Source organism: Bifidobacterium sp. ESL0800 (assembly GCF_029395355.1).
GTDB lineage: Bacteria > Actinomycetota > Actinomycetes > Actinomycetales > Bifidobacteriaceae > Bifidobacterium.
On sequence record NZ_CP113913.1, the window covers coordinates 2,008,231 to 2,029,735 of the forward strand.

Sequence of the window (21,505 nt, forward strand, 5' to 3'; positions counted from 1 at the left end):
TGTTTTTGTGCAACTTCTCCAAGGTTGCCTAATTTTGCAATAATGCTGAGAGCGTAACTTCTTAGATGGATTGAAATTTAATGTGAAGATAATGCGAAGAATAAAGTGAATTTGAACACTGCATATTTTCGGCTTTTGCAACGTGGTAAATCAGCTGGTAAAAAATTAAAAACGTTTTTAAACCCCTTTGTGATGCGGAAATTGTCATGCCGGAAAAATATACAAAAAAGAATAGAAATATACATGGAATATACGTTTTTTGGTGAAATTAGCTGAATAACTAGACAAAAAAATTGGGTAATTGCATTTTTCTGTCATGCCTCTGAGCAAGATAAAACGTAGTGCAGATGTGATGAGAATCATAAGCGTAAAACGATTGGACGTTGCGTTTGATGATTCATTGGTGTTCATTCATGCAGAAGTAAGAAGTGAACTGATGTCTCGAGGGGTTGAGGCGTTACGGAGTTTGTTCTGTGAAGGACGTGATTTTTTGAGAAGTACTAAGCTCGCGACGAGGTTGGCGTGCGCTGTTGCTGTGTTGGCGATGATTTGCGCCGCGGCAATTCCTGCATCGGTGTCGGTGTTGTCCAAGGCCTCGCCGATTTCCGCAATTACGACTCAGGATGCCACTCGCAAGGATCTGAGCTGGCGTTATACCACTGAACATACGGTCAACGGCGCCGACCGCCAGCCGAAGCTCTACAAGGTACTTGGCCAGAACAACCGCGTCGACACCCAGATCGACGAGCTTCGCCTCGACTTCGTGCTGCGTGTGGCGCACAACGAGGTCGACCCCACGGTGCCCGGTGGCGGGAACCCCGGCCTACGCATCGTCTATGACTATGGCTTTGGAGGCGGCGCCACCCACGGTACGGGTCTTGCGGAAGGTGAAAAGGGCGACATGTACTTGGCGCCGCAGTACAAAGAGGCGCAATACCTCAACACGTACGGTGGCGGCACCACGCCCGCGGTGTGGGCCGCCGACGCGTGGGCGCAAAACGATATGGAGCGTTTCACCATCCACAGCCTCATGCACTCTGGCCCTTACGACTATCTGGTGATCTCGCTGACATGCGATTTGGACATCATCAACGACGACGGCGGCAACGATCCCAAGCAGCAATTCTGGAATCACGGCTCCGGCAAGTACAACGAAGAGACCACGGAAACCAAGGACTCCAAGGACGGTGCGAAGTGGTTCAGCCACATCTACGCGATCGTGGGACCCGACGCAAACAACGGCACGAAGCCCGACGGCAGCCAGAACAACCTTGACAGCAGCTGCATGGGCTCGAAGCCCAATTGGACCGGCGACGACAAGAGCGTCAAGGCCACCAACTGCATGGACAATTCCTATTTCGCTACAAATGTGGTGAAGGATTACCCTTGGACGGTGTTTCCCGGATCGTGCCAGGATAACAAAATCGAGCACGGCTGCGACATGCCTGTAGCGCAGATGCCCTATGACCAGCATCCGTATTATTGGTCCGGCGGTCAGGCCAACTGGGGCTTGGTGACCGATTATGGCCTCGGTGGTCATTGGGGTCGCTTATGGGGCAATGCGTTCAACAGTGGTAATACCGGCAATCAAGGCGGGCAGCTTTATGGTTCGGCTGGTGCGAGTGAGCACTATTGGTACGACAATCATTGGCGTGGGCTTGACAATACAACCGACCCGGGTACGGCCCCGCGCAACTCGTTCTCGGTTTTCTGGTACGATCCGGCTCGCAAGCGCGACCACAACAATCCATGCTACAACGTGACCTCGTTCAAGTATCAATGGGTGGCCCTGCAGAACGGTAACAAATGGGTGCCGGTCGACGCGCTGACGCCTACGCCGCAGGTGGCCAAGCAGTTGGCGGCGACCGACGGCAACCCGCCTACGCCTCTTGACTATAATCCGAACGGCAGCGAAAAGTCGCGCGTGTACGACCACAATTCTGCCGCCAACGTATTCAACAGCACCAAGAGCGCTGCAGAAGAGCTGCTCTATGACAACACTTCGAGCCAGAACAAGGACCACTTCACCGACAAGGACAAGGCGGCCGGCAGGATTGACGGTCAGGAAATGATCGCCCGTAAAGATGACGGTACTCTTATGCCCGCGCAGAATGCCGACGGCAGCATCGACTTCAAACTGGCCAAGAAGTCTCAGTACAACCCCGAGGCAACCGGTACCGTTGGGTCGGACAACTATCAAGGGCTTGATGGGTACTTCAAGCTGATCAGCTGGCCGGTGCTTGACAACTCCTGTACGGCCGATGCCGCTCATAATCCAAAGAATCCGGGTGTCACCGACAACATGAATGCCGAGCAGGCGCAGGCGATGGTCGACAGCGCCGCAACTGTGGGCACGGCCTTCTACAAGTTCGATGTCGCGCGTCCTCTGACCCCGACCATCGACAGCGTCTCTGATGACGACAATGACACCAAAGACAACACATTCGCCAACATCGCTTCTACAGACGATCAGTCGAGCCTCGCCGATACCAAGGCGAGTTCGTCGGCCAGCACGCTCACCATCAAGGGCAAGGGTACTAAAGGCTACAAGGTTGTGCTCTACGAGGACAATCCGAACAAGAAGAACGCAATCGGGGACTACACCGACCGGGTGATGGTGAAGAACGCGGCCGGCAGCTACGACAACGGCGATGACTTTGATCTGCGTGGCACCCCGGTGACCGATGAAAGCGGCGTCAGCATTGTGGGTACCGCGGAAGTCGGACTGAATGGCACATGGACGATCAAGGACACCAACCATTCCATTGACGCCACGGATCCGCAGAACAGGGTTCGTCGATATCACGCCTATCAGTACAATCCGGCTGACGAGATGCAGGTTGGCTCCCACTTCTCGCCGATTGCGCTGGTCAACGTCCGCCAGCCAGCGGATGCGGCACCGTCGATTTCCTCGGTGGCTGCGCCGCATACGACGGAAGGTGCACTGGCCAGTGGCGACAATACGCCGGTCGAGATCAAGGGCAAGGTCAGCTCCACCGAGGGTGGCTCCAAGCTCAAGGTCTACGCCACGCATGTTGACGTCGAGGTGTCGTCCCTGTCCGAAGCCAGGTCGGCCAAGGCCAGGTCGGGCGGCAACACGGTGTCGACGCAAGACAACAGCTACACCGCTGACGATGAGATCACCGAATGCGAGAAGGACGTCAGCGAAGGCGCCAATCAGGATTGGACCTGCAAGCCGAAGGTGAGCTGGTTCAAGCAACACACCACTGAGGGCAAGAAGGGCTGTCAGTTCCACTTCACGGCCGTCACCACCAACGCGGACGGTGTGACCTCCGAGTTCGCCAAGACCTTCGATGTCAATTTCTATGCACCGAAGGTGACGATAACCGGTTCGGACAGCAGCTCCGTCTCCGGCAAGGTCGAGCCGACAGGGCCCGCCCTCGCGGCGGCGGTGAAGGGAGCCAAGGTCACCATCACATGGCCGACAGGCTCGGCTACCGCGTCTTCGGAAGCAACGGTGAAGGATGACGGCACGTGGACCATCGACTTGCCGACCGGCACGAAGAAGGGCTCCATCAGCGCGATGGCCACGGAGAGTGCAGCGAACAACTCGAACGAGTCCGCGAAAGTCACCCGCGAGATCAACCCGATTCCGCCTCTCAGCCATCTGCCGTTTACCGGCAACAAGCCGTGGCTCGCCATCGGGTTGTGCCTGGCGGTGCTTGCAGCGTTCATCTTGGGCTACTTCGGGTTCAAGCGCTACAAAGCCGGTCTGAACAAGGTCGGGAGGCATGTGCGATGAACGGATTCAAAGTCGTGGCCCGCGAACGTGACAAACCGGACTGAAGGATCACGGGCTGTCGCCGCCTAGCGTACGGCAGCCAGAGCAACCTAAGAATTATTGATTTTTGTAAGATTTACAAATTAAACAAGAGGAGTTATTTCCATGAGTAGAAAGTTCAACGTCAGAGGCGTTGTTGGCCTCACGCTTGCTGCAGCCACGCTGTTGGCACTCGCGCCGCTCGGCACGGCCAACGCGGCCGATCCGGTGAGCATCGATATGTCCAAGGCTAAAAAGACGTCGATCACCATCAAGAGCACGAAGGCCTCGATGACGAACCACAAGTTCGCGGCTCTGAAAATTGGCCAATATGACCAGGCCACGCATGATGGTGATGACCTGAAGTCGGTCACCGTTTCCACAGTTGATGGCATCAAGGATGCTGCTAAAACGGCTTTGGATAATGTCAGGGGCTCGGCTACGGCGGATTCCGCTTATGCGGGCAACCCTGTCGGCGAAGTCGCTTCGAAGTGGCTCGGCTACACCGATACTAACGCCACTAACAATGAGGATACAACGTCGAACAACCCAGAGGCTGCCGGCACCGACAAGCACGGCTACAACGGTAAGCTGCGTTCGTTCGTCACCCAGTTCGCCAAGCAGGATGGCATCCCCGCAAAGTTCACCGCTCCAAGCGCCCCGACTGCTAACTGCAACGCGTCGAGCAGTTATTGCGTCGTTGACGGTGACAACGAGACCGCCACGATCAAGAACCTCGAACCGGGTGTCTATGTGGTCGAGGACATCACCTCTGTCTTCACCGGCGAAGGAACCGGCCACAAGAACTCCATCCCCATGCTGGTCAGCACCGGCATCGAGATGAGCACCACGGAGAAGTACATGACGCTCAACGGTAACAAGCTCGGCCAGATCGACATGAAGAACGATACGCCCACCGTCACCAAGACGTTGAACAAGGACGCCACGGACTACGATCCTTCCATCGGTGGCACGCTGAGCTACCAGCTCAAGAGCCAGGTTCCGCTGACCACCGGCTTCGACCACTATGTCTATGCTATGACCGATCATCCTGGCACCGGCCTGACCTACAAGACTGACTCGGATCCCGTCGTGAAGGTCTGCCCGTCCGACAGCATCAATGATTCCGGCTGCGAGACGCTGACTGACAACGACGATTACGTGGTGACGCACAAGGAGTTCGCCGCTGGTGAGACTGGTAGCACTGGTCGCGTTGGCGACACCCACTATATCCTCTTCGATCTGACCAAGTCGATTCGCGATCAGAAGTACAAGGACTACATCTTCATCACCTACAAGATGACGGTCAACGAGAACGCAGTGAGCGAGCAGCCGTTGCGCAACGGCATCCGTCTTGAGTATTCCAACGATTCCAACAACCCGCCTTCGACTGACGTACCCACCCCCACCGATGATGGCACCATCAAGGATTGCCCCGCCGGTTCGGATACCAACACTTGCAAGGACGGCTCGATCTACGATGACGGCAGCGGCGACGGCAACGGTGCTGCAAATGCCGACACCTACTTCCGTCACTTCGATCTGATCAACCTGAAGAAGGTCGACGGCGCGGGCCTGGCTGGCGCCAAGTTCACCGTCACCGATTCCGACGGCAAGCTCGTCAACTTCAAGAAGGTCGACAACGGCTCCTACAAGAAGTCCACTGATCAGACCAACACGGATACGACCAAGGAACCGAGCACTACTGTTGCCGGCGCTCAGCTCGAGGTCTACAAGACGGCGCCCTCTACTAACGCGAACAGCGATGACCCTTCTGATGACGGTCAGCTGCGCGTCGACGGCCTGAAGGACGGCACCTATACCGTCAAGGAAACCGTTGCGGCCCCTGGATTCTCTTCGACCTTCCTGCCCTCCACCGATGTGTATGTCGGCGCTTTGAGCAGTGACACGAAGAAGTCCGCCTTCGCCAACACCGCCGATACCCTTGGCCTCATCGCCAAGCACGGCGATGCCAGCGTGGACCCCAAGGTGTTGAACGAAGTCAAGATGACCAAAGATAGTGCTGCAGGTGCCGGCGATGCCGGTGCGGTGATCGTCGACAACGTCACCTCCGTCTCCCAGCTGCCGTTGACCGGTGGCGCGGGCGTGGTCCTGGGCCTGCTGGTCCTGGTCGCGTTCGGTGCGACTGCCGGCGTACTGATTGTCGTACGTCGTCGTCTCAACGCGTGAGACTCGCGATAGCAGTCTGATGTGATCCGGGGACATGCCCTTGAGTAATAGGGCATGTCCCCATCGTTGTGTCTTACGAACCTTGCCGGTAAATCCGCTAGGATTGAAGGATTGAACAATTATCAAGGAAGGAGCGCCGGTCGCCATGTCATTACGCAACCATGCTTCCGCCGCCGGCAAAGACGCCGACGTCAATGGTCGCGGTGTAGCGCCGAGCGACCCGCTCGCCCTTTCCTTTGCCCAGGCCCTTCGCGGTGGCTTCGAGCCCAAAAGCCGGGTCAAACGTATCGTCATCCGTGTCGTCGACGTGCTGATTGTGGTTTGCATCGTCGGTTTTCTCACCGCCCTGGCGTGGTTTCCGGTGCGTTGGGCCTACAGCATGTATCTGGAGAACGACGAGATCGAGGCATCGGTCGACCGCATCTCGCACTGGCCGCAGGGCAAGGTGGCCGAAGAATACCATCGGGCCCAGGCCTATAACCAGCGTGTGGCCGCTTCCGGCCAGCCTGCGCTGGGGGAGTTCGTCGATCCGTTCCAGGCCGGCAAGCCGGGCGCGAAGACCGAGTCGGAGAAGGACAGCGAGTACCAGTCCCTACTCAACACGGGTGACGGGATCATGGGCACGATTCGCATCCCCAAGATTTCGGTGAAGCTGCCGATCCGGCATGGCACTTCCGACAAGGTGCTGGAGCACGGCGTGGGGCATTTGTACGGCACGAGCCTGCCGGTGGGCGGCGCCTCGACGAACGCGGTCTTAAGCGGGCACAACGGCCTGACGAGTGCGCTGCTGTTCACTCGTCTTGACGAGCTGGACAAGGGCGATATCTTCTATATCCAGACGCTGGGCCGTACGATGGGCTACCGTGTGGTCGGCATCCATGTGATCAAGCCGACCGACACGCATTTATATAAGGTCGTGCCCGGCAAGGACCTCGTGACGTTGATGACCTGCACGCCTTACGGCGTCAACACCGAGCGCTTGATTATTACCGGTACACGGCAGGCGATTCCCGACCCGATCCCGGATCCGGACGATGCGCGCGGCGACGGCCTGCTTTACGGCGTCTCGCTGGCTTTCCTGGGTCTTATTCTCGGTCTGCCGGCGGTGCGTCTGAGCCATCGCAAGCCATGGGAGATCCGCCACGCATCGGCTGCCGGCCCCCGCCCGCCACGTCGGTGGATATCTATACCAGCGGCTTGGTTCGTAAAGCGATAAACGAGTCTGTTTGATTACCTGTTTCAGGTAGGCACGGCCAGTCCGCGTAATGCTCTGAGCTGAAAGTACGCAGAAATGTACGGCTTGAATGCAAAGAAAGCGTGAAGAATAAATTGATTTTGGCCGTCACGAAAGTAGTGCATATTTCGGTGTCCGTTGTGTTGTAAACCGCTGACCAACAATTTTAAAATCGTTTTAAACGTTGTTGTAATGCGAATATCGCCATACTGTATAAATATACGTTGATGTTATAAATATACCTATTATTTTTGTATTTTCACAATAGTTTCTGAATAATTAGACAAAAAAGAACATATTTTATTTTTTCCTGTCAAGACCTTCCGACAATGTAGAAGGACGTGCAAATGTGATGAGAATCATAAAAGTAAATCGATTGTGATTGACGCTTGGTGGTTCATCGATAGCTCATTCTTGCAGAAGTCGGAAAGAGCGCAGACGCCTCGAGGGATGAGGCGACGACGTATGGAGTCCGCTCCGTGAAGGAAGTGATTTGGTGAGACAAAGTAGGCTTGCGGCAAAGTTGGCGTGCGCTTGTGCATCGGTGGCGATGATTTGCTCCGTTGTGGTGCCTGCGGCGATGGCGTCGCCCGCCTATGAAGACGTGTCATCGGACACGGGGGCATCCGCGCGGGGAGGCGGCGACCTGACGCTTGCCGACTATCCCGACAGGTGCACGCAGAAAGAGGGATCTTCGGTTCCAGAGGGCGAAAAAGTCGACTGCAAGCCCATGCTCTACCAGTTCCTCGGCGAAAACAACAAGATGCAGGGCTGGGATCATGCCGATGAGATCCGTATGGATTTCGTGGTGCGCATGCCCCACGGTATGGTCAACCCGAACTGTGTCGGGTTGGGCAGCAGCGGCAATTATCGCGGTATAGGCAGCGGCAATGTGGATTGCGGCATGCAGATCGCGTTCTCGCGCAACAATTCCGCGACCGAGAACCTGAAACCGGCGAATTACCTCAACACGTACGGCGGGGATGCCGACGAGGGCGAGGACACCTCAAATGGTTCGGATGCGGCCGAAAAGTGGGCGCATAATCAAGACCAGTTCTACACCATCCACAACGTGATGGTCTCCGGCGATTACGACTTCCTGACGATTTCGCTTGAGGGCAACATCGCCTACGGTAATGACAAAAACAAGGTCGATAAGAGCAACACCAGCGTCGGCGGCGCGAAATTCGAGCCGCAGTATGTCTATGTCGTCGCAAGCCCCGGTCGGACGCCCAAAAATGACAGCACTATCAAGTACTCGGATTTCTCTGACGACAAATACGTGACCAATATCGCCAACGAACGTCCCGCGTACATGTATACCAATGGGGTCGACGGTGCCGGCGACATCACCTCGGTGGCCGCCGCCATTGCCAACCTCCCCTTGCGCAACAACGGTCCGATCTCGTATATGGGCTGGAATTCTGGCGGCAAGCTGTGGAGCGGAAGGCAAGCGAACTGGGGCATGGTCACCGATTACGGGTTCAAGTCCCAAGGCACCGGCCAAATGGTCGCTCCGGCGAACTCGTTCTTCGTGCAGTGGTACAACAAGGCCGCCAACCAGACCTACACCTACAAGGACGCCAACGGCAAAAACGTCACCATGCCACGGCCGTGTTCCAACAACACCTCGTTCTATTACCAATGGTTCGGCCTGAAGAACGGTCATCAGTGGTTGCCCGTGACCACGCTCACGCCGGATGTGCAGAAGGTCTCCGGCATGACTCTGCTCAACGACTATAAGTCGGACGACAGTCTGGCCAAGAACGTCGCCGGTTCCGGGCCGAACCTCATGGTTCCCGGCGCGGGCACCTTGAGCTCGGTGGCGCAGAACGCCGACGGCAGCATCGACTTCGGCAAAGCCAAGAAGGCGCAGGGTTTCGACGGCTACTTCAAGCTCGTGACCTGGCCGATCACCACGACGCCGATTACCACGGATGTCAACGGCGCTCAGTCCTACGAAGGCTGCATTGCGACGGACGCGCCCACCGGCACCTCGTCGATGAGCGTCCGTGACGCCTACAACCCGCTCTACAACGAAGCGGATTCCAGCAAGCCGATCAGCATCACCGCCTCGTCCTCGCAGGACGAGATCAACGATGCCATCGCCAAAGGCTGGACCATTGATACGGCGTTTGCCAAGTTCAGCCTCAACCGCCCCGATAAGCCGGTCATCACCGATGTGGACAGCAAGACGGACGGCGATTACGTCAGCCCCGACGAACGCACCATCACCGGCACGGCGACGCCGGGCAATACGGTGACGCTGTACCGCGAGGATCCGGACAATCCGATCATTTCGACGCACCCGGACGCTTCGAGCACTCGAGGCGTGAGAATCGGCAGCACGACCGCTGACGAAAACGGCAACTGGGAGATCACGGACACGAAGCAGTACAACCCGGCACGCACCAGGTATGTGCGCTACCATGCTTGGCAAACCGACCAAAGCCCCTACCATATCAGCTCTCTGTTCTCCAACATCGCCAAAGGCGACTTCGTGCTTTCGTATAACCACAACCCGAAAATCACCAAGCTCACGGTGCCTCATACCGTACGAAGCGAAGACGGCACGACCTCGTCGCTGCCGAGCGGCTCCAAGGTGAAAATCACCGGCGAATTTGACTCGGCTCGTGGCGACAACACCTTGAAGATCTATGCGGTGCCGCAGCCCGACGGCCCTTCTTCGGATACCAAGCGCGGTCTTGCGCGGGGGACTCGGGTGACGCAGAGCGATCGGGCGACGTTGCACGATGGCGAGGAGGTGAGCGAGCCGGATGCGAAATGGGTGGTCTGCGACAAAGGCCAGGTCGATGCCGACAAGCCGGCTCTGCATGTCACCGGTACGTGGACGTGTGATATCGACCCGTCGATGTTCGAAGATGCCGATCATACGGATAGCTCGGGGAATACGTATATATGGTATACGCTTTACGGCGTGCTGACCGACAGCAAGGCCACCGATCCCGGCAAGGCCAAGATCATCAGTCAGGTCACCGATCAGGTCATCGATATGTGGCCGCCAGACGTCACGATCGATTCGATCGACCGCACCGAGGGTGTCGCCAAAGGCAAGGTGACCAAGGCCAAGACCGGCGAGACGATGGCGGGCGTCCCCGTGAGCATCGAGTGGCCCGACGGCAGCACCTCATCCGCCAAGACCGACAGCAGCGGGCATTGGCAGGTCGACATACCGGCTGGCATGACTCCGGGCAATCTGACCGTCAACACCACCGACAGGGCTTGCATCAAAGAGCATGGCGTCAATATCGGCAACGAAGAGTCCGCGAGTGACGGCGGCAATGAGGGTGTCACGGCCACCGGTGAGCTCAAGGGCGGTCCGGCGACGGAGGCGCTGCCGTTCACGGGCAACCGGCCGTGGTGGACGATTGCCGGGCTGGTAGCTGGGCTGGTGACTTTCGCGGTGGTCTATCTGCTGGCTGTTCGCTGGCGTGCCGGCCTTGCCGGCAATAACCGGCCGCGCAAGGGGGCGCATGCGCTATGAGAATCGTGACGGATACGCGTATCCGGTTTTCTGCGGGCCTGCTCTAAATAAGCAGGCAACCAAACAACCAAGTAATCACAACGAATCATCGGAAAATCAAGAAGGAAAAAGAAAGCCGATGGGGGACTATGCGTCGGCTCGTTGCGGTTTGTTGCCAGCGTGGTTGCCAATATCTCTCTTAAAAAATCACTCAGAGAGAAAAATAAGAAAACTGAAGAAAAAACAATATAGATAACGCGTTATTCAATGACGAATAAATGCCGTTTCCAATGAAACAAAGGTGTTAAGTTCTCTTCGGGAGCTACATTTCGTCAAACGTTCTCCTTGTTGATTTTCCTATTTTGCGGATGTGCAAAGATTAATGCGAAGACCAATTATTGAATCGTAAATATAACAATAAAAGCTCACGAAATTATTCTTTTATAAGAATTTAATGATTTATTTATCACAATATACTGAGTAGTATTAATCTTGTGCAATAAAAATTAACGCTTTTGAAGTACGTTTTACGTTTGATGGAATGCCGTTGCGTAAAAAGTGCAAAAGGATAACCGTGCGCTCGCTTGCTGTGCATGATGACCGAGAAGAGATTTTCTACAGGGGTGATTGTTGTGAAGCAAAAAGGACTGACGGCAGTGGCGACGAGCATTATCGCCGCCATTGTTCTCGTTATTACCGCGGTGTTGCCCGTCACTGGTTCGGCGTCATATGAGCAGTCGTTGGAAAGGGCTTCAGACAATTCCTGGAGGGTGAATTCGACGGATTCGGTGCACAATAACGCCATCCGCAAGCCCGAGCTGTATCAGCTGCTCAGTTTCAACAACAAAATCGATACCTTGCGCGATGAGATGCGTTTGGACTTTGTGGTCCGTGTGGCGCATGGCGAGGTCGATCCCACCGTCAGCAACGGCGGCAACACCGGCTTGCGGATCGTCTATGACTACGGCGACGGCGGCGTCAGCGGCAACACCGTGAATCCGAATTATGGCCATACCGTGAGCTACAAGCGGACCATTTTCGGCTCCGATGTGGCTTCCGGTGCCGACACCTGGGCCCAAAACATCGATGAGTATTACACGATTGTCTCTATGCAGAATTCCGGTCCGTACGATTATGTGACGGTTTCCCTGCAGGGTGATATGAACATCCCCGATGAGAACAACGCCTATTGGTCCAGCGCCAGCGATAACGGCCAGACCTGGAAGCAGCATATCTGGGCGATGGTCGGGCCTTTGGCCAGGAGCAGCAGCAACTGGTTGGACGGCTACATCACTTCCAACGGAAACGCCGCCTGGAGCGGTGTCAACGCGCAAAGGGTCACCGATTATCTCAACAGCGCTCCTGCCTCCCAGTTCGCCACCAACTTGGCTGAGGGTAAGGACGAGACCTCGTATCCGGGCATCTGCCATCAGGCGTGGGGCAAGACCTATTCACATGGTTGCGATATCCCGCAGTCTTGGGTCGGTTTCGACCGTTGGCCCAGGTTGTGGAGCAACGATGGGGGCGATGGCACCGGCCAGACCAACTGGGGTTTGACGGTGGACGCCGGTTTCAACAACATCCGCGTCGCCCGCAACGGAAAGACGAATTCCGGGTCGAAGAGCTATCCGGCAGGCACCGCTCCGCCGAATTCGTTCTTCATCCGTTGGTACAACCCTGCCAACTCGAGCAAGGACGCGGCCAGAGGAGGAGGGCAAAGAACCCCCGATCCCTGCACAAGGGTCACGGGATTCAAATATCAGTGGCTTGGCCTTCAGAATCGTAAGAATTGGGTTCCGGTCACCTCGTTGACGCCCGAGCCTGTTGAAGTGAGCAATGTTCCCGTAACGGGATATGACTATACGGCCGGTACCGATTTCCCGATCTGGGCCGATAACGGGGATGGCAGTTTTTCCAAGCTTGACAACGAGGCGAAATTCACCGATTACACGGCATTCAACAGCGTGTCTAATTACGAAGGCAATACCAAGCCATACAACCTCATGGTCCAAGGCGCCGGCAGCGCGACGAGCGCGCAGAACGCCGACGGCAGCATCGATTTCGACAAGGCCAAGCGGCTTCAGCCCAACGATGACGCCGAAGGCACCGTGGGCAGCGCCGGATACAGCGGCCTTGACGGCTACTTCAAGCTGGTCACCTGGCCGGTGGTTGATTCCTCCTGCACGCTCAACGATCCGCTGCGTAATCCCGACAAGAATTCCGAAGGGATCACCCAAGAGATGGCGGAGAATGATCAGGCGAGCGTGCAGAAGCAGATCGATGCGGGCTGGACGGTCGGTACTGCCTTCGATCATTTCGACATCAATCGTCCCAAAGTCCCTACCATCACCGGTGTTTCGACGGATGACAGCGCTGCGACCACGAACGAGATGACCGCGATCACGAATTCCTCGGATCCCCAATATGCCCTCGCCGACAGCAAGGCCAAGTCCAACGCTACGAAGCCGGTCATCTCCGGCAACGCGACCATCGGGGATTGGGTGGTGCTCTATGAGGATGTCCCCAACCGTCGCAACAGCGCAGGCACGTCGTATGCCGATCGCGTCATTAAGAAGAATGCACCCGGGACTTACGACAATGGCGACGATTATGAAAGCGTCGGTACGGTGGTCAACAGCGAGAATCCGCCCGGCTCAGGGCCGAACACCAACGTTGTGGGGGCAGCCGCCGTCGGCAAGGACGGCACCTGGCACATCACGGACAATACCGCGGTCGACAGCACCCAGATCAACGAGAGGGTCCGGCGTTACCACGCCTACCAATATGATCCCACCGATGAGATGAAGGTCGGTTCCCATTTCTCGCCGATCGCGTTGGTCAACTTCAGCGCGCCGGCGGACAAGGCGCCGACGGTGGATCCGGACAAGATCGTCGTGCCGCATACCAAGCAGACGGCGTCGCTGGACGGCGCGCTTACCGACGGCAACAACACGACGGTGAGCATCGGCGGCACAATGAGTTCCACCGAGGGCGGGTCCACGATGAAGCTCTATGCCAAGCATGTGGCACCTCCGAGCGATCTGTCGAAAATGTCGGGTAAATCCGCTTCTTCGCCCGTGGCGGCTCGTGACGGCGACTCTGATCTCGGCAACGAGATTGTCGGGGTCGACAGCGCCAAATGCGAGCAGTCCATCGGTGTGGGCAGCGATAAGGACTGGAGCTGCAGCGTGCCGGTGCAATGGTTCATCGACAACACTCCATCGCCGGTGGCTGGTACCGGCTGCTACTTCAAGTTCGTGGCGGTCACCACCAACAAGGACGGTGTGACGGCTCAGTCCGAACCCGTCACCAAGAGCGTCGACTTCTATGCTCCGGTGGTTTCCATCACCAGTGCCGACAACAGCTATGTGAAAGGCAAGGTAACGGCCGACCCCGACACTCCGGTCATTGTGAACACGATACTGCCCGGTGCAACGGTCCATCTTTCCTGGCCGGACGGCACGCCTTCAGGCGCTCCGACTACCGCAACGGTGGATTCCGAGGGCAATTGGAAGGCCGAAGTGGTCTCCGGAGCCAAGCCGGGTGACATCAAGGCTTACGTCGTGGATAAAGAGACCAACGCGTCCAAGAAAACGGTGTATAAGGACTTCAATCCCACGCCGCCCGTTACGGCGTTGCCTTTCACAGGCCACTTCCCGTGGTTGGCGATCCTCATGGTGTTGACCGTCATCGTCATGGCGATTGTCGGCTACAAAGTCCTTCAGAAATACAAGGGCGGTTTGCTGAGCAAAGGGAGGCATGTGAAATGAGCGTTTTCATATACGTCTCGCTCAAACGGGCCAAGCCCGACTGAATGTGGGTGCGGCCGGCGAGGTGAGTTGCCGACGTAGCGTGCACAATATCCAAAATCCCAAATATCCGATTATCCAAAATCCCAACCAAAACAAAGAGGAGATACTCCCATGAGTAGAAAGTTCAGCGCCAAAAGCCTCACGGGCTTGGCGGTAGCAGCAGCCACATTGTTGGCGTTCGCCCCGTTCGCGGGCACGGCCAACGCTGCCGAAGAGAACATGGACGTCACGAAGTTCGCCAAGACGTCGATTACCATCAATGGCACCGCGGCCATGATGAAGAACCACAAGTTCGCGGCTCTGCGCATCGGCACCTACGAAAAGGCCACGCATGATGGCCCGACGTTGAAGTCGATCACTGTCGGCACCGTTGACGGCATCAAGTCCGCGGCCACGGGCGCTTTGGCCGCGGCCAAAGTCGCCGACGGCATTTCTCCGAGCACGCCCGGCTCCGCCTTCGTCGGCAACCCCGTCGGCGAGGTCGCCACGAACTGGCTCGGCTATGGTGCTTCGGGAGACGATACGACTTCGAACACCGCGACTGCCGTCAGCCCGAGCAAGCACGGCTATAACGGCCATCTGCGTACGTTCGTCACCGCGTTTGCCAAGGCCAACGGCATTCCCGACGCGGTGTCGGCCTCCGCTTCGACCGCCAACTGCGGCGGCTCCAGCACCGACTGCACCGTTGACGCAGCCAACGAGAGCGCCAAGATCTCGGGCCTCGATCCTGGCATCTATCTGGTTGAAGACACCACCTCCGACTTCGGCGGCGAAGGCACCGGCCACAAGAACTCCATCCCCATGCTGGTGAGCACCGGCATCGAGATGAACGACGGCACCAAGTACACGACCTTCGGTTCCCTGACGCTCGGTGAGGTCAATATGAAAAGCGATGCCCCCTCCGTCGCCAAGACGCTGGACAAGGACGCCGGCTTCGACCCCTCCGTCGGAGGAACGCTGCATTACCAGCTCAAGAGCCAAGTGCCGCTGACCACCGGCTTTGCCCACTACGTCTTCGCCATGACCGACCATCCCGGCACCGGTCTGACCTACACGGACGGTTCGCAGACCGTGAAGGTCTGCCCCACCGATAGCATCAATGGCGCTGGTTGCACGACCCTGGCCGAAGGTACGGACTACACGGTCACCAAGCTCAACGACACCACGGAAGGCTCCGCGACCAAGGGTGACACCAAGTATGTCATCTTCGATCTGACCAAGTCGATTCGCAGCCAGACCTACGAGAACTACATCTTCGTCACCTATGCCATGTCGGTCAACAACAACGCCCAAAGCGAGCAGCCGCTGCGCAACGGCATCCGCCTCGCCTACTCCAACGATCCCGGCGTTCAGCCCGGAACCGATGACCCGGGTCACGACCCCGGCACCGGCAACATCGTCAACTGCCCCGCCGGCACCACCGATATGAACTGCAAGAACGGTTCGATCTTCGACGATGGCAGCGGCGACAACGGCGGCAGCCCCGACGCCGACGCCTACTTCCGCCACTTCGATCTGATCAACCTCAAGAAGGTCAGCGGCACCGGCCTGGCTGGCGCCAAGTTCACGGTGACCGACAATGCCACCAACAAGCTCGTCAACTTCTATAAGACCGCCAACGGTTCCTACAAGAAGGCCGTCGAGCAGACCAATACGGATGCCGCCAAGGAACCTGACGGAACGACCACTCCCGGCGCCCAGCTCGAGGTTTTCAAGACGGAACCGGCCGGTAGCGCCGACAGCGACGCTCCCGCCACTGACGGCCAGCTGCGCGTGGACGGTTTGAAGGACGGCACCTATACCGTCAAGGAAACCGTTGCCGCTCCTGGGTTCTCTTCGAGCTTCCTGCCTTCCACCGAGGTGACCGTCGGTCCGCTGAGCGGTGAGGGCAACGCGAAGAAGTCCGCCTTCATGAACACCGCCGATACGCTTGGTCTCATCGAGGCCAAGGGCAGTGCGGGCAACCTGCTTGAGGTGAAGATGGACAACGATCATGCCGTGGTCGTCAACAATGTCACCTCCATCTCGCAGCTGCCGTTGACCGGTGGTGCGGGCGTGATCCTGGGCCTGCTGGTCCTGGTCGCGTTCGGCGCGGGTGCGGGCGTGCTGGTGTTCGTGCGCCGTCGCCTCAACAACGCGTAAGGCTTGTGACGTCAGTCTGATGGCCTGAGGCTTGCGATAGAAGCCTGACGGCCTGAGGTTTGCGATGTCGACCTCATGGTGGGGACATGCCCTTGTCTGTAATGGATAGGGCATGTCCCCACCATTTTGTTTGTCTGGTTCATTGGCGGATTCGCCCTCGTGTTCGACTTGATAATGAACTTACCGACTAACTTGCCACTTAACATGCCAGATTGGTAAGTTAAGTGGCAAGTTCATTCGCGCCCGCCCCGGTTTCGGCGTCACTTAAGCAACGCCGAAGCGTTTCCGGTACCTGTGGTGGTATCTTCGTTGTCGTGCTGGCACCGTGTATGGTGTCTGACGACGGCTAGGAATTATGGAGAAACGGCGTGAAGTGTGATGCCCCTTCGTTCGAGACCATCATCAACGATCGCGGCGGGCGTATCAGCGCTCGCCGGCAGATGGCCATCCGTGTTGTCGACGTGCTCATCGCGGTTTTTCTGACGGCTTTCATCGTATCGGTCTGCTGGTTCCCCGCGCGCTGGACCATCGACATGTACCGCGAAAGCGCCGCCGTTGAGGACTCGGTCAACCGCGTTTCGCGCTGGCCGCAGGGCAAGATAGCCAGCGAATACCATCGCGCCCAGACCTATAACCGTCGTATCTTCGAATCCGGCCAGGAGCAGCTGGGGGAATATACCGATCCCTTCGACAAAGACGGCCCCAAAGCGAAGACGCTCAGCCAGAAGGACGCCGAATACCAGTCGCTCCTGAACGACGGCACCGGGGTGATGGGCACCATCCGCATCCCCAAGATTTCGGTGAAGATGCCGATCTACCACGGCACTTCCGACGAGGTGCTGCTCCATGGCGCGGGCCATCTCTACGGCACCAGCCTGCCGGTGGGCGGCCCCTCGACCAACGCCGTGCTGAGTGGCCACACCGGCCTGTCGAGCGCGTTGCTTTTCACACGCCTGGACGAGCTGAAGCGCGGCGACGTTTTCTATGTGCAGACCCTCAACCGCACCATGGGTTACCGCGTGGTCGGCATCCATGTGATCAAGCCGAGCGACACCCATCTCTACAAGGTGGTGCCGGGCCGCGACCTGGTGACGCTGATGACCTGCACGCCCTATGGGGTCAACACCGAGCGGCTGGTCATCACCGGCACCCGCCAGCCGATCCCGGAGCCGATTCCGGATCCGGACGACGCCAAGGGCGATGGCGTGCTCTATGGCGTTCTCGTCGCGTTGGCCGGCCTGCTGCTGGGGCTGCCCGCCGTGAGGTTCTCACGCCGTAAGCCGTGGAAGATCCGTCATGCGGCCGCGGGGCCGCGTCCCCCGCACGTCAAACGCAGGATTTGCGACACGCTCCGCATGTAATTACGCGTATAGAAGAAAAAAGTTTTTCTTTCTCTATTTTGTCTTGCAGATTAAAACTTTTGATGTTTTTTGTGGAAACGATTGCGATTATTGCGTTTTGTTGTGACTTGCATCACTTATAGACGAATTTGTGTCATCGGTGTGTCGCATTGAATCATTATTTGTCTAAGCATTTTCTGGATTTTGTCTAATTCCAAAAAAATGTTATATTCGTCACTCTGAGATTGTGCGCTGGCCTTTGGGCCGCGCGCGATTGGGAGTTTGTAGTTTACATCGTTTGATGTAAGGCGATGTGTGCGTGCCGTCTCACGCCTTTTGGCGGTTTGGCGCGTTGATGTGGAGTGTGGTTGTTTTGCGGAATCGTAGTGCCGTGAGGTTGGTGTTGGTGGTGATCGTTGCGGTTGCAGCGATCCTTGGCGCGGGGAGTGCCATTTCGTCGGCCACCGCCGCTGGCGGCCAGACGGACGTCACTGCCGAAACCGACACTGCCGATACCCGCGACGCCAATACCCGCGATCTTTCGTGGCGCAAAGGTACCAAACGTACGGCTCCCAACGGCGCCGATCGCAAGCCGGTCCTCTTCCAGATGCTTTCGTACAACGACAAAATCAACACCAATATCGACGAGATTCGCGTTGACGCGGTGATACGTGTGGCCCACGGCGAGGTGTCGACCAAAAGGGAAAACAACAACAGCGAGATTGCGTCGGGCTCATGGTCCGGTGATACGGGTCTGCGTTTTGTCTACAACTTTATCGGTGGCGGCACCAATGGCAACGGGCTGAATGAGGACTATGATGACGGGTCTCACATTGTCAAGTACGCGAACACCGCAGGCGGGAAGGCCGGCGCAAACCAGTGGGCCGCCAACCAGGATGAGGTCTATACGATCCACAAAATCATCCATTCGGGTCTTTACGACTATGTCACCATCTCATTTGTCGCAGATGTCGATTATCCCGACAGCGGTAAAGGCAGTTGGTGGCAGGGCACGACAAAGGACGGCCGCACGACTGATGCCGCCCAGATCTGGGTGCTGGTCGGGAGGGCCGCGCTTGATTCCGCCAACTATAAGATCAATGGTCGTGGAGACTTGGATTATTACCAGGACCAGTACGGCCTGGCGACCAACATCATGGCGGGCCGTCACGTACAGCTGTTCCCGAGCGATTGTACGGATACGACCAACGGTGCCAATAAAGCGGGCTGCAACCAACCGAATCTGTTCATGAACTTCGATGCCCACCCCCAGTGGCTGTGGACCGCCAATCAGGCGAATTGGGGCTTGGTGTCCGATTATGGGCTTGGCGGCACTTTCTATTCCGTGCTTCAGCACAGCAAGGGTAATCATAATACAAATATGAGCGGCGACGCAGGCACGTCGACCTACGCTCCTGCGGGTCACCTCAACGGGACCGACGAGGGGGTGGCGCCGCCGAACTCATTCCTCATCAACTGGTACGACAACAATACGAGTAGCGGTCAGGTTAAGAACAATTCGTGCCATCAGTACAAGTCCTATTGGTACGAGTGGATGGAGCTCAAAAACAACTCCACGTGGGTGCCGGTCACCTCGTTGACCGGCGACGGCGCACGGCCGGTCACCGGCCAGCCGCCATCGTATGAGACGGCCAACGAGAACAATGGCGTAGGGTTGGGCAACGATACGTTTGCCTACAACGAGAACAATACCTCCAAGTCCAACAACCTCTACTACCGCCCGACCGAAGGCAAGAACCAGGCCGGCGGCCCCATGCAGCCGGCGCAGAACGCGGACGGCTCCATCGACTTCAAAAAGGCGAAGGCCGAAGACCCCGGCGACGGCTACTTCAAGCTGCTCACGTGGCCGAACGTCGAAGCCGACGGATGCGCGGCGAGTGCAACGGACGATGCCCATAACCCAGGCATCACCCTCGACATGGTCAAGAACCATCCTGACGTGGCGAAGGCCCGGTTCGACAAGGCCTGGGTCGACGACACCGCGTTCTACAAGTACGACGTCTCCCGTCCTACGGTGCCGGTGATCACCGGCGTCTCCGCCGATGACGCGGACAGTTCCGACATCGCTTTCGCCGACATGACGAGCACCGACAGCCAGTTCGCCCTCGGCGACAACAAGGCCGTCTCCCTCTCCACGGCGAGCAAGCCCACCATCAAGGGCACCGGCACGCCCGGCCAGGAAGTCTCCCTGTATGAGGACGTTCCCAACGCGACCGACAACTATTCGGACGGCAGCAAGAAAAACGTCATCGTCAAGGGCACTGTCGACGACTATGAGAACATGGGTCACCTGGTCGGCAAGGCCACGGTCGGCGCCGACGGCAAGTGGTCGATACAGGCCGACGACGCGGACGACACAGTCGACTCCACGAAGGCGGCCGAGAGACTGCGGCGCTACCACGCCTATCAGACGGATCTCACCACCCAGATCAACGGCATGAAGATGGATCTGTCTTCCTACTTCTCGCCGGTCTCCGTGGTGCAGTTCAAGATGCCGCCGGATCCGGCGGCGAGCGTCGACAAGGTCGTGGTGCCGCATACGGTCAACGGCGCGCTTGAGGGCAGCGATCCGAAGGTCGCCATTTCCGGCACCGTCTATTCGGCCGTCGGCGGCTCGTCGATGAAGCTTTACGCCCAGCATGTCGATGCGAGGGCGACGAGAGCGGCCAAAGCCACGAAGAAAAGCAAGGCGAAGGCCTCGAGGTCAGCGCGGTCCTCTGGTAGTACAACCCAACAATCGAGCCGTGCGGGCCAACGCGGTGCGCCGACTGCGGGCGATGAGCTGCAGGAGTGTGCGCAGACCAACGTGGCTCAAGACACGACGGATGCCGCCACCGGCAAGGTGACGGGCACCGAGTGGTCGTGTCAGGTTGCGACGTCGTGGTTCGCTTCGAAAGCCCCGGATGCGGGCAGCGGCTGTGACTTCAACTTCACTGCCGTCACCACCAACAGCGAAGGGGACGAAGTCAACGCCAGCAAGACCTTGCCGGTCGATTTCTATGCCCCGAAAGCCGGGCTCAAAACCGCCGACCACACCGGGCTTTCCGGCCGGGTCACACCGACCGGTCCGGCTCTGCAATCCGCGGCGGCAGGGGCGAAGATCACCATAACCTGGCCCGCGGGTACGCCGTCGGGCGCACCCACGTCAGCCACGGCCGGTGCTGACGGCAGCTGGCACGTTGCGCTGAAACCCGGCACGCCTAAGGGCACGGTCACCGTGCAGGCGCAGGAAGTGGACGCCGACGGCAAGCCGACCAACCAGTCGGCGGTGGAGCACATGACGTTGATTCCCGCCCCGCCGCTTGCGCAGCTGCCATTCACCGGCAACCGTCCTTGGGTCATATGGCTTCTGGCGTTGGTCGTGAGCGTGGTTGCGATCGGCGGGTACGAGCTGATGAAGCGTTATCGTGTCGGCTTGGCCGAAGGCCGGCCCATGCACGCCGTCGCGCGAAGCTCGAAGGCCAGACACGGCACTCGGCACGAAGCGGAGTGATCCGTCTT

General features: G+C 57.9%; 8 protein-coding genes. All 8 read left to right on the forward strand.

The window, feature by feature from the left end; genetic code table 11:
• Window positions 1-490 precede the first annotated feature (490 nt).
• The 8 genes from OZX75_RS07615 (at window position 491) to OZX75_RS07650 (ending at window position 21,497) form a co-directional block, all read left to right on the forward strand.
• Window positions 491-3,763, forward strand: a complete 3,273-nt coding sequence (locus tag OZX75_RS07615) for an Ig-like domain-containing protein (protein ID WP_277146040.1) — start codon at window positions 491-493, stop codon at window positions 3,761-3,763.
• Window positions 3,764-3,907: 144 nt separating this feature from the next.
• The gene (locus tag OZX75_RS07620; protein WP_277146041.1) at window positions 3,908-5,971 is read left to right on the forward strand and encodes an isopeptide-forming domain-containing fimbrial protein; all 2,064 of its coding nucleotides are present in this window, start codon (window positions 3,908-3,910) and stop codon (window positions 5,969-5,971) included.
• Window positions 5,972-6,116: 145 nt separating this feature from the next.
• Entirely contained in the window at window positions 6,117-7,187 is a 1,071-nt protein-coding gene (locus tag OZX75_RS07625; RefSeq protein ID WP_277146042.1) for a class C sortase, read from the forward strand.
• A gap of 568 nt (window positions 7,188-7,755) precedes the next feature.
• Complete coding sequence (locus OZX75_RS07630; protein ID WP_277146043.1) at window positions 7,756-10,710, forward strand: Ig-like domain-containing protein; 2,955 nt, start codon at window positions 7,756-7,758, stop codon at window positions 10,708-10,710.
• A 635-nt stretch (window positions 10,711-11,345) separates the two neighbouring features.
• Window positions 11,346-14,459 (forward strand): hypothetical protein, encoded by a 3,114-nt coding sequence (locus OZX75_RS07635; RefSeq protein ID WP_277146044.1) that lies wholly within the window; start codon window positions 11,346-11,348, stop codon window positions 14,457-14,459.
• A 153-nt stretch (window positions 14,460-14,612) separates the two neighbouring features.
• The gene (locus tag OZX75_RS07640) at window positions 14,613-16,643 is read left to right on the forward strand and encodes an isopeptide-forming domain-containing fimbrial protein (protein WP_277146045.1); all 2,031 of its coding nucleotides are present in this window, start codon (window positions 14,613-14,615) and stop codon (window positions 16,641-16,643) included.
• A gap of 368 nt (window positions 16,644-17,011) precedes the next feature.
• Window positions 17,012-18,004: a class C sortase gene (locus OZX75_RS07645; RefSeq protein ID WP_277146046.1), complete on the forward strand. Its 993-nt coding sequence runs from the start codon at window positions 17,012-17,014 to the stop codon at window positions 18,002-18,004.
• 370 nt (window positions 18,005-18,374) lie between these two features.
• On the forward strand, window positions 18,375-21,497 hold the full coding sequence (locus tag OZX75_RS07650; protein ID WP_277146047.1) for a hypothetical protein: 3,123 nt from the start codon (window positions 18,375-18,377) through the stop codon (window positions 21,495-21,497).
• Window positions 21,498-21,505: the final 8 nt, after the last annotated feature.

Bases quoted from the DNA above. Each gene is read 5' to 3' on its own strand.
- OZX75_RS07625 (WP_277146042.1), top strand. From the start codon at position 6,117: ATGTCATTACGCAACCATGCTTCCGCCGCCGGCAAAGACGCCGACGTC.
- OZX75_RS07640 (WP_277146045.1), top strand. From the start codon at position 14,613: ATGAGTAGAAAGTTCAGCGCCAAAAGCCTCACGGGCTTGGCGGTAGCA.
- OZX75_RS07620 (WP_277146041.1), top strand. From the start codon at position 3,908: ATGAGTAGAAAGTTCAACGTCAGAGGCGTTGTTGGCCTCACGCTTGCT.
- OZX75_RS07630 (WP_277146043.1), top strand. From the start codon at position 7,756: ATGATTTGCTCCGTTGTGGTGCCTGCGGCGATGGCGTCGCCCGCCTAT.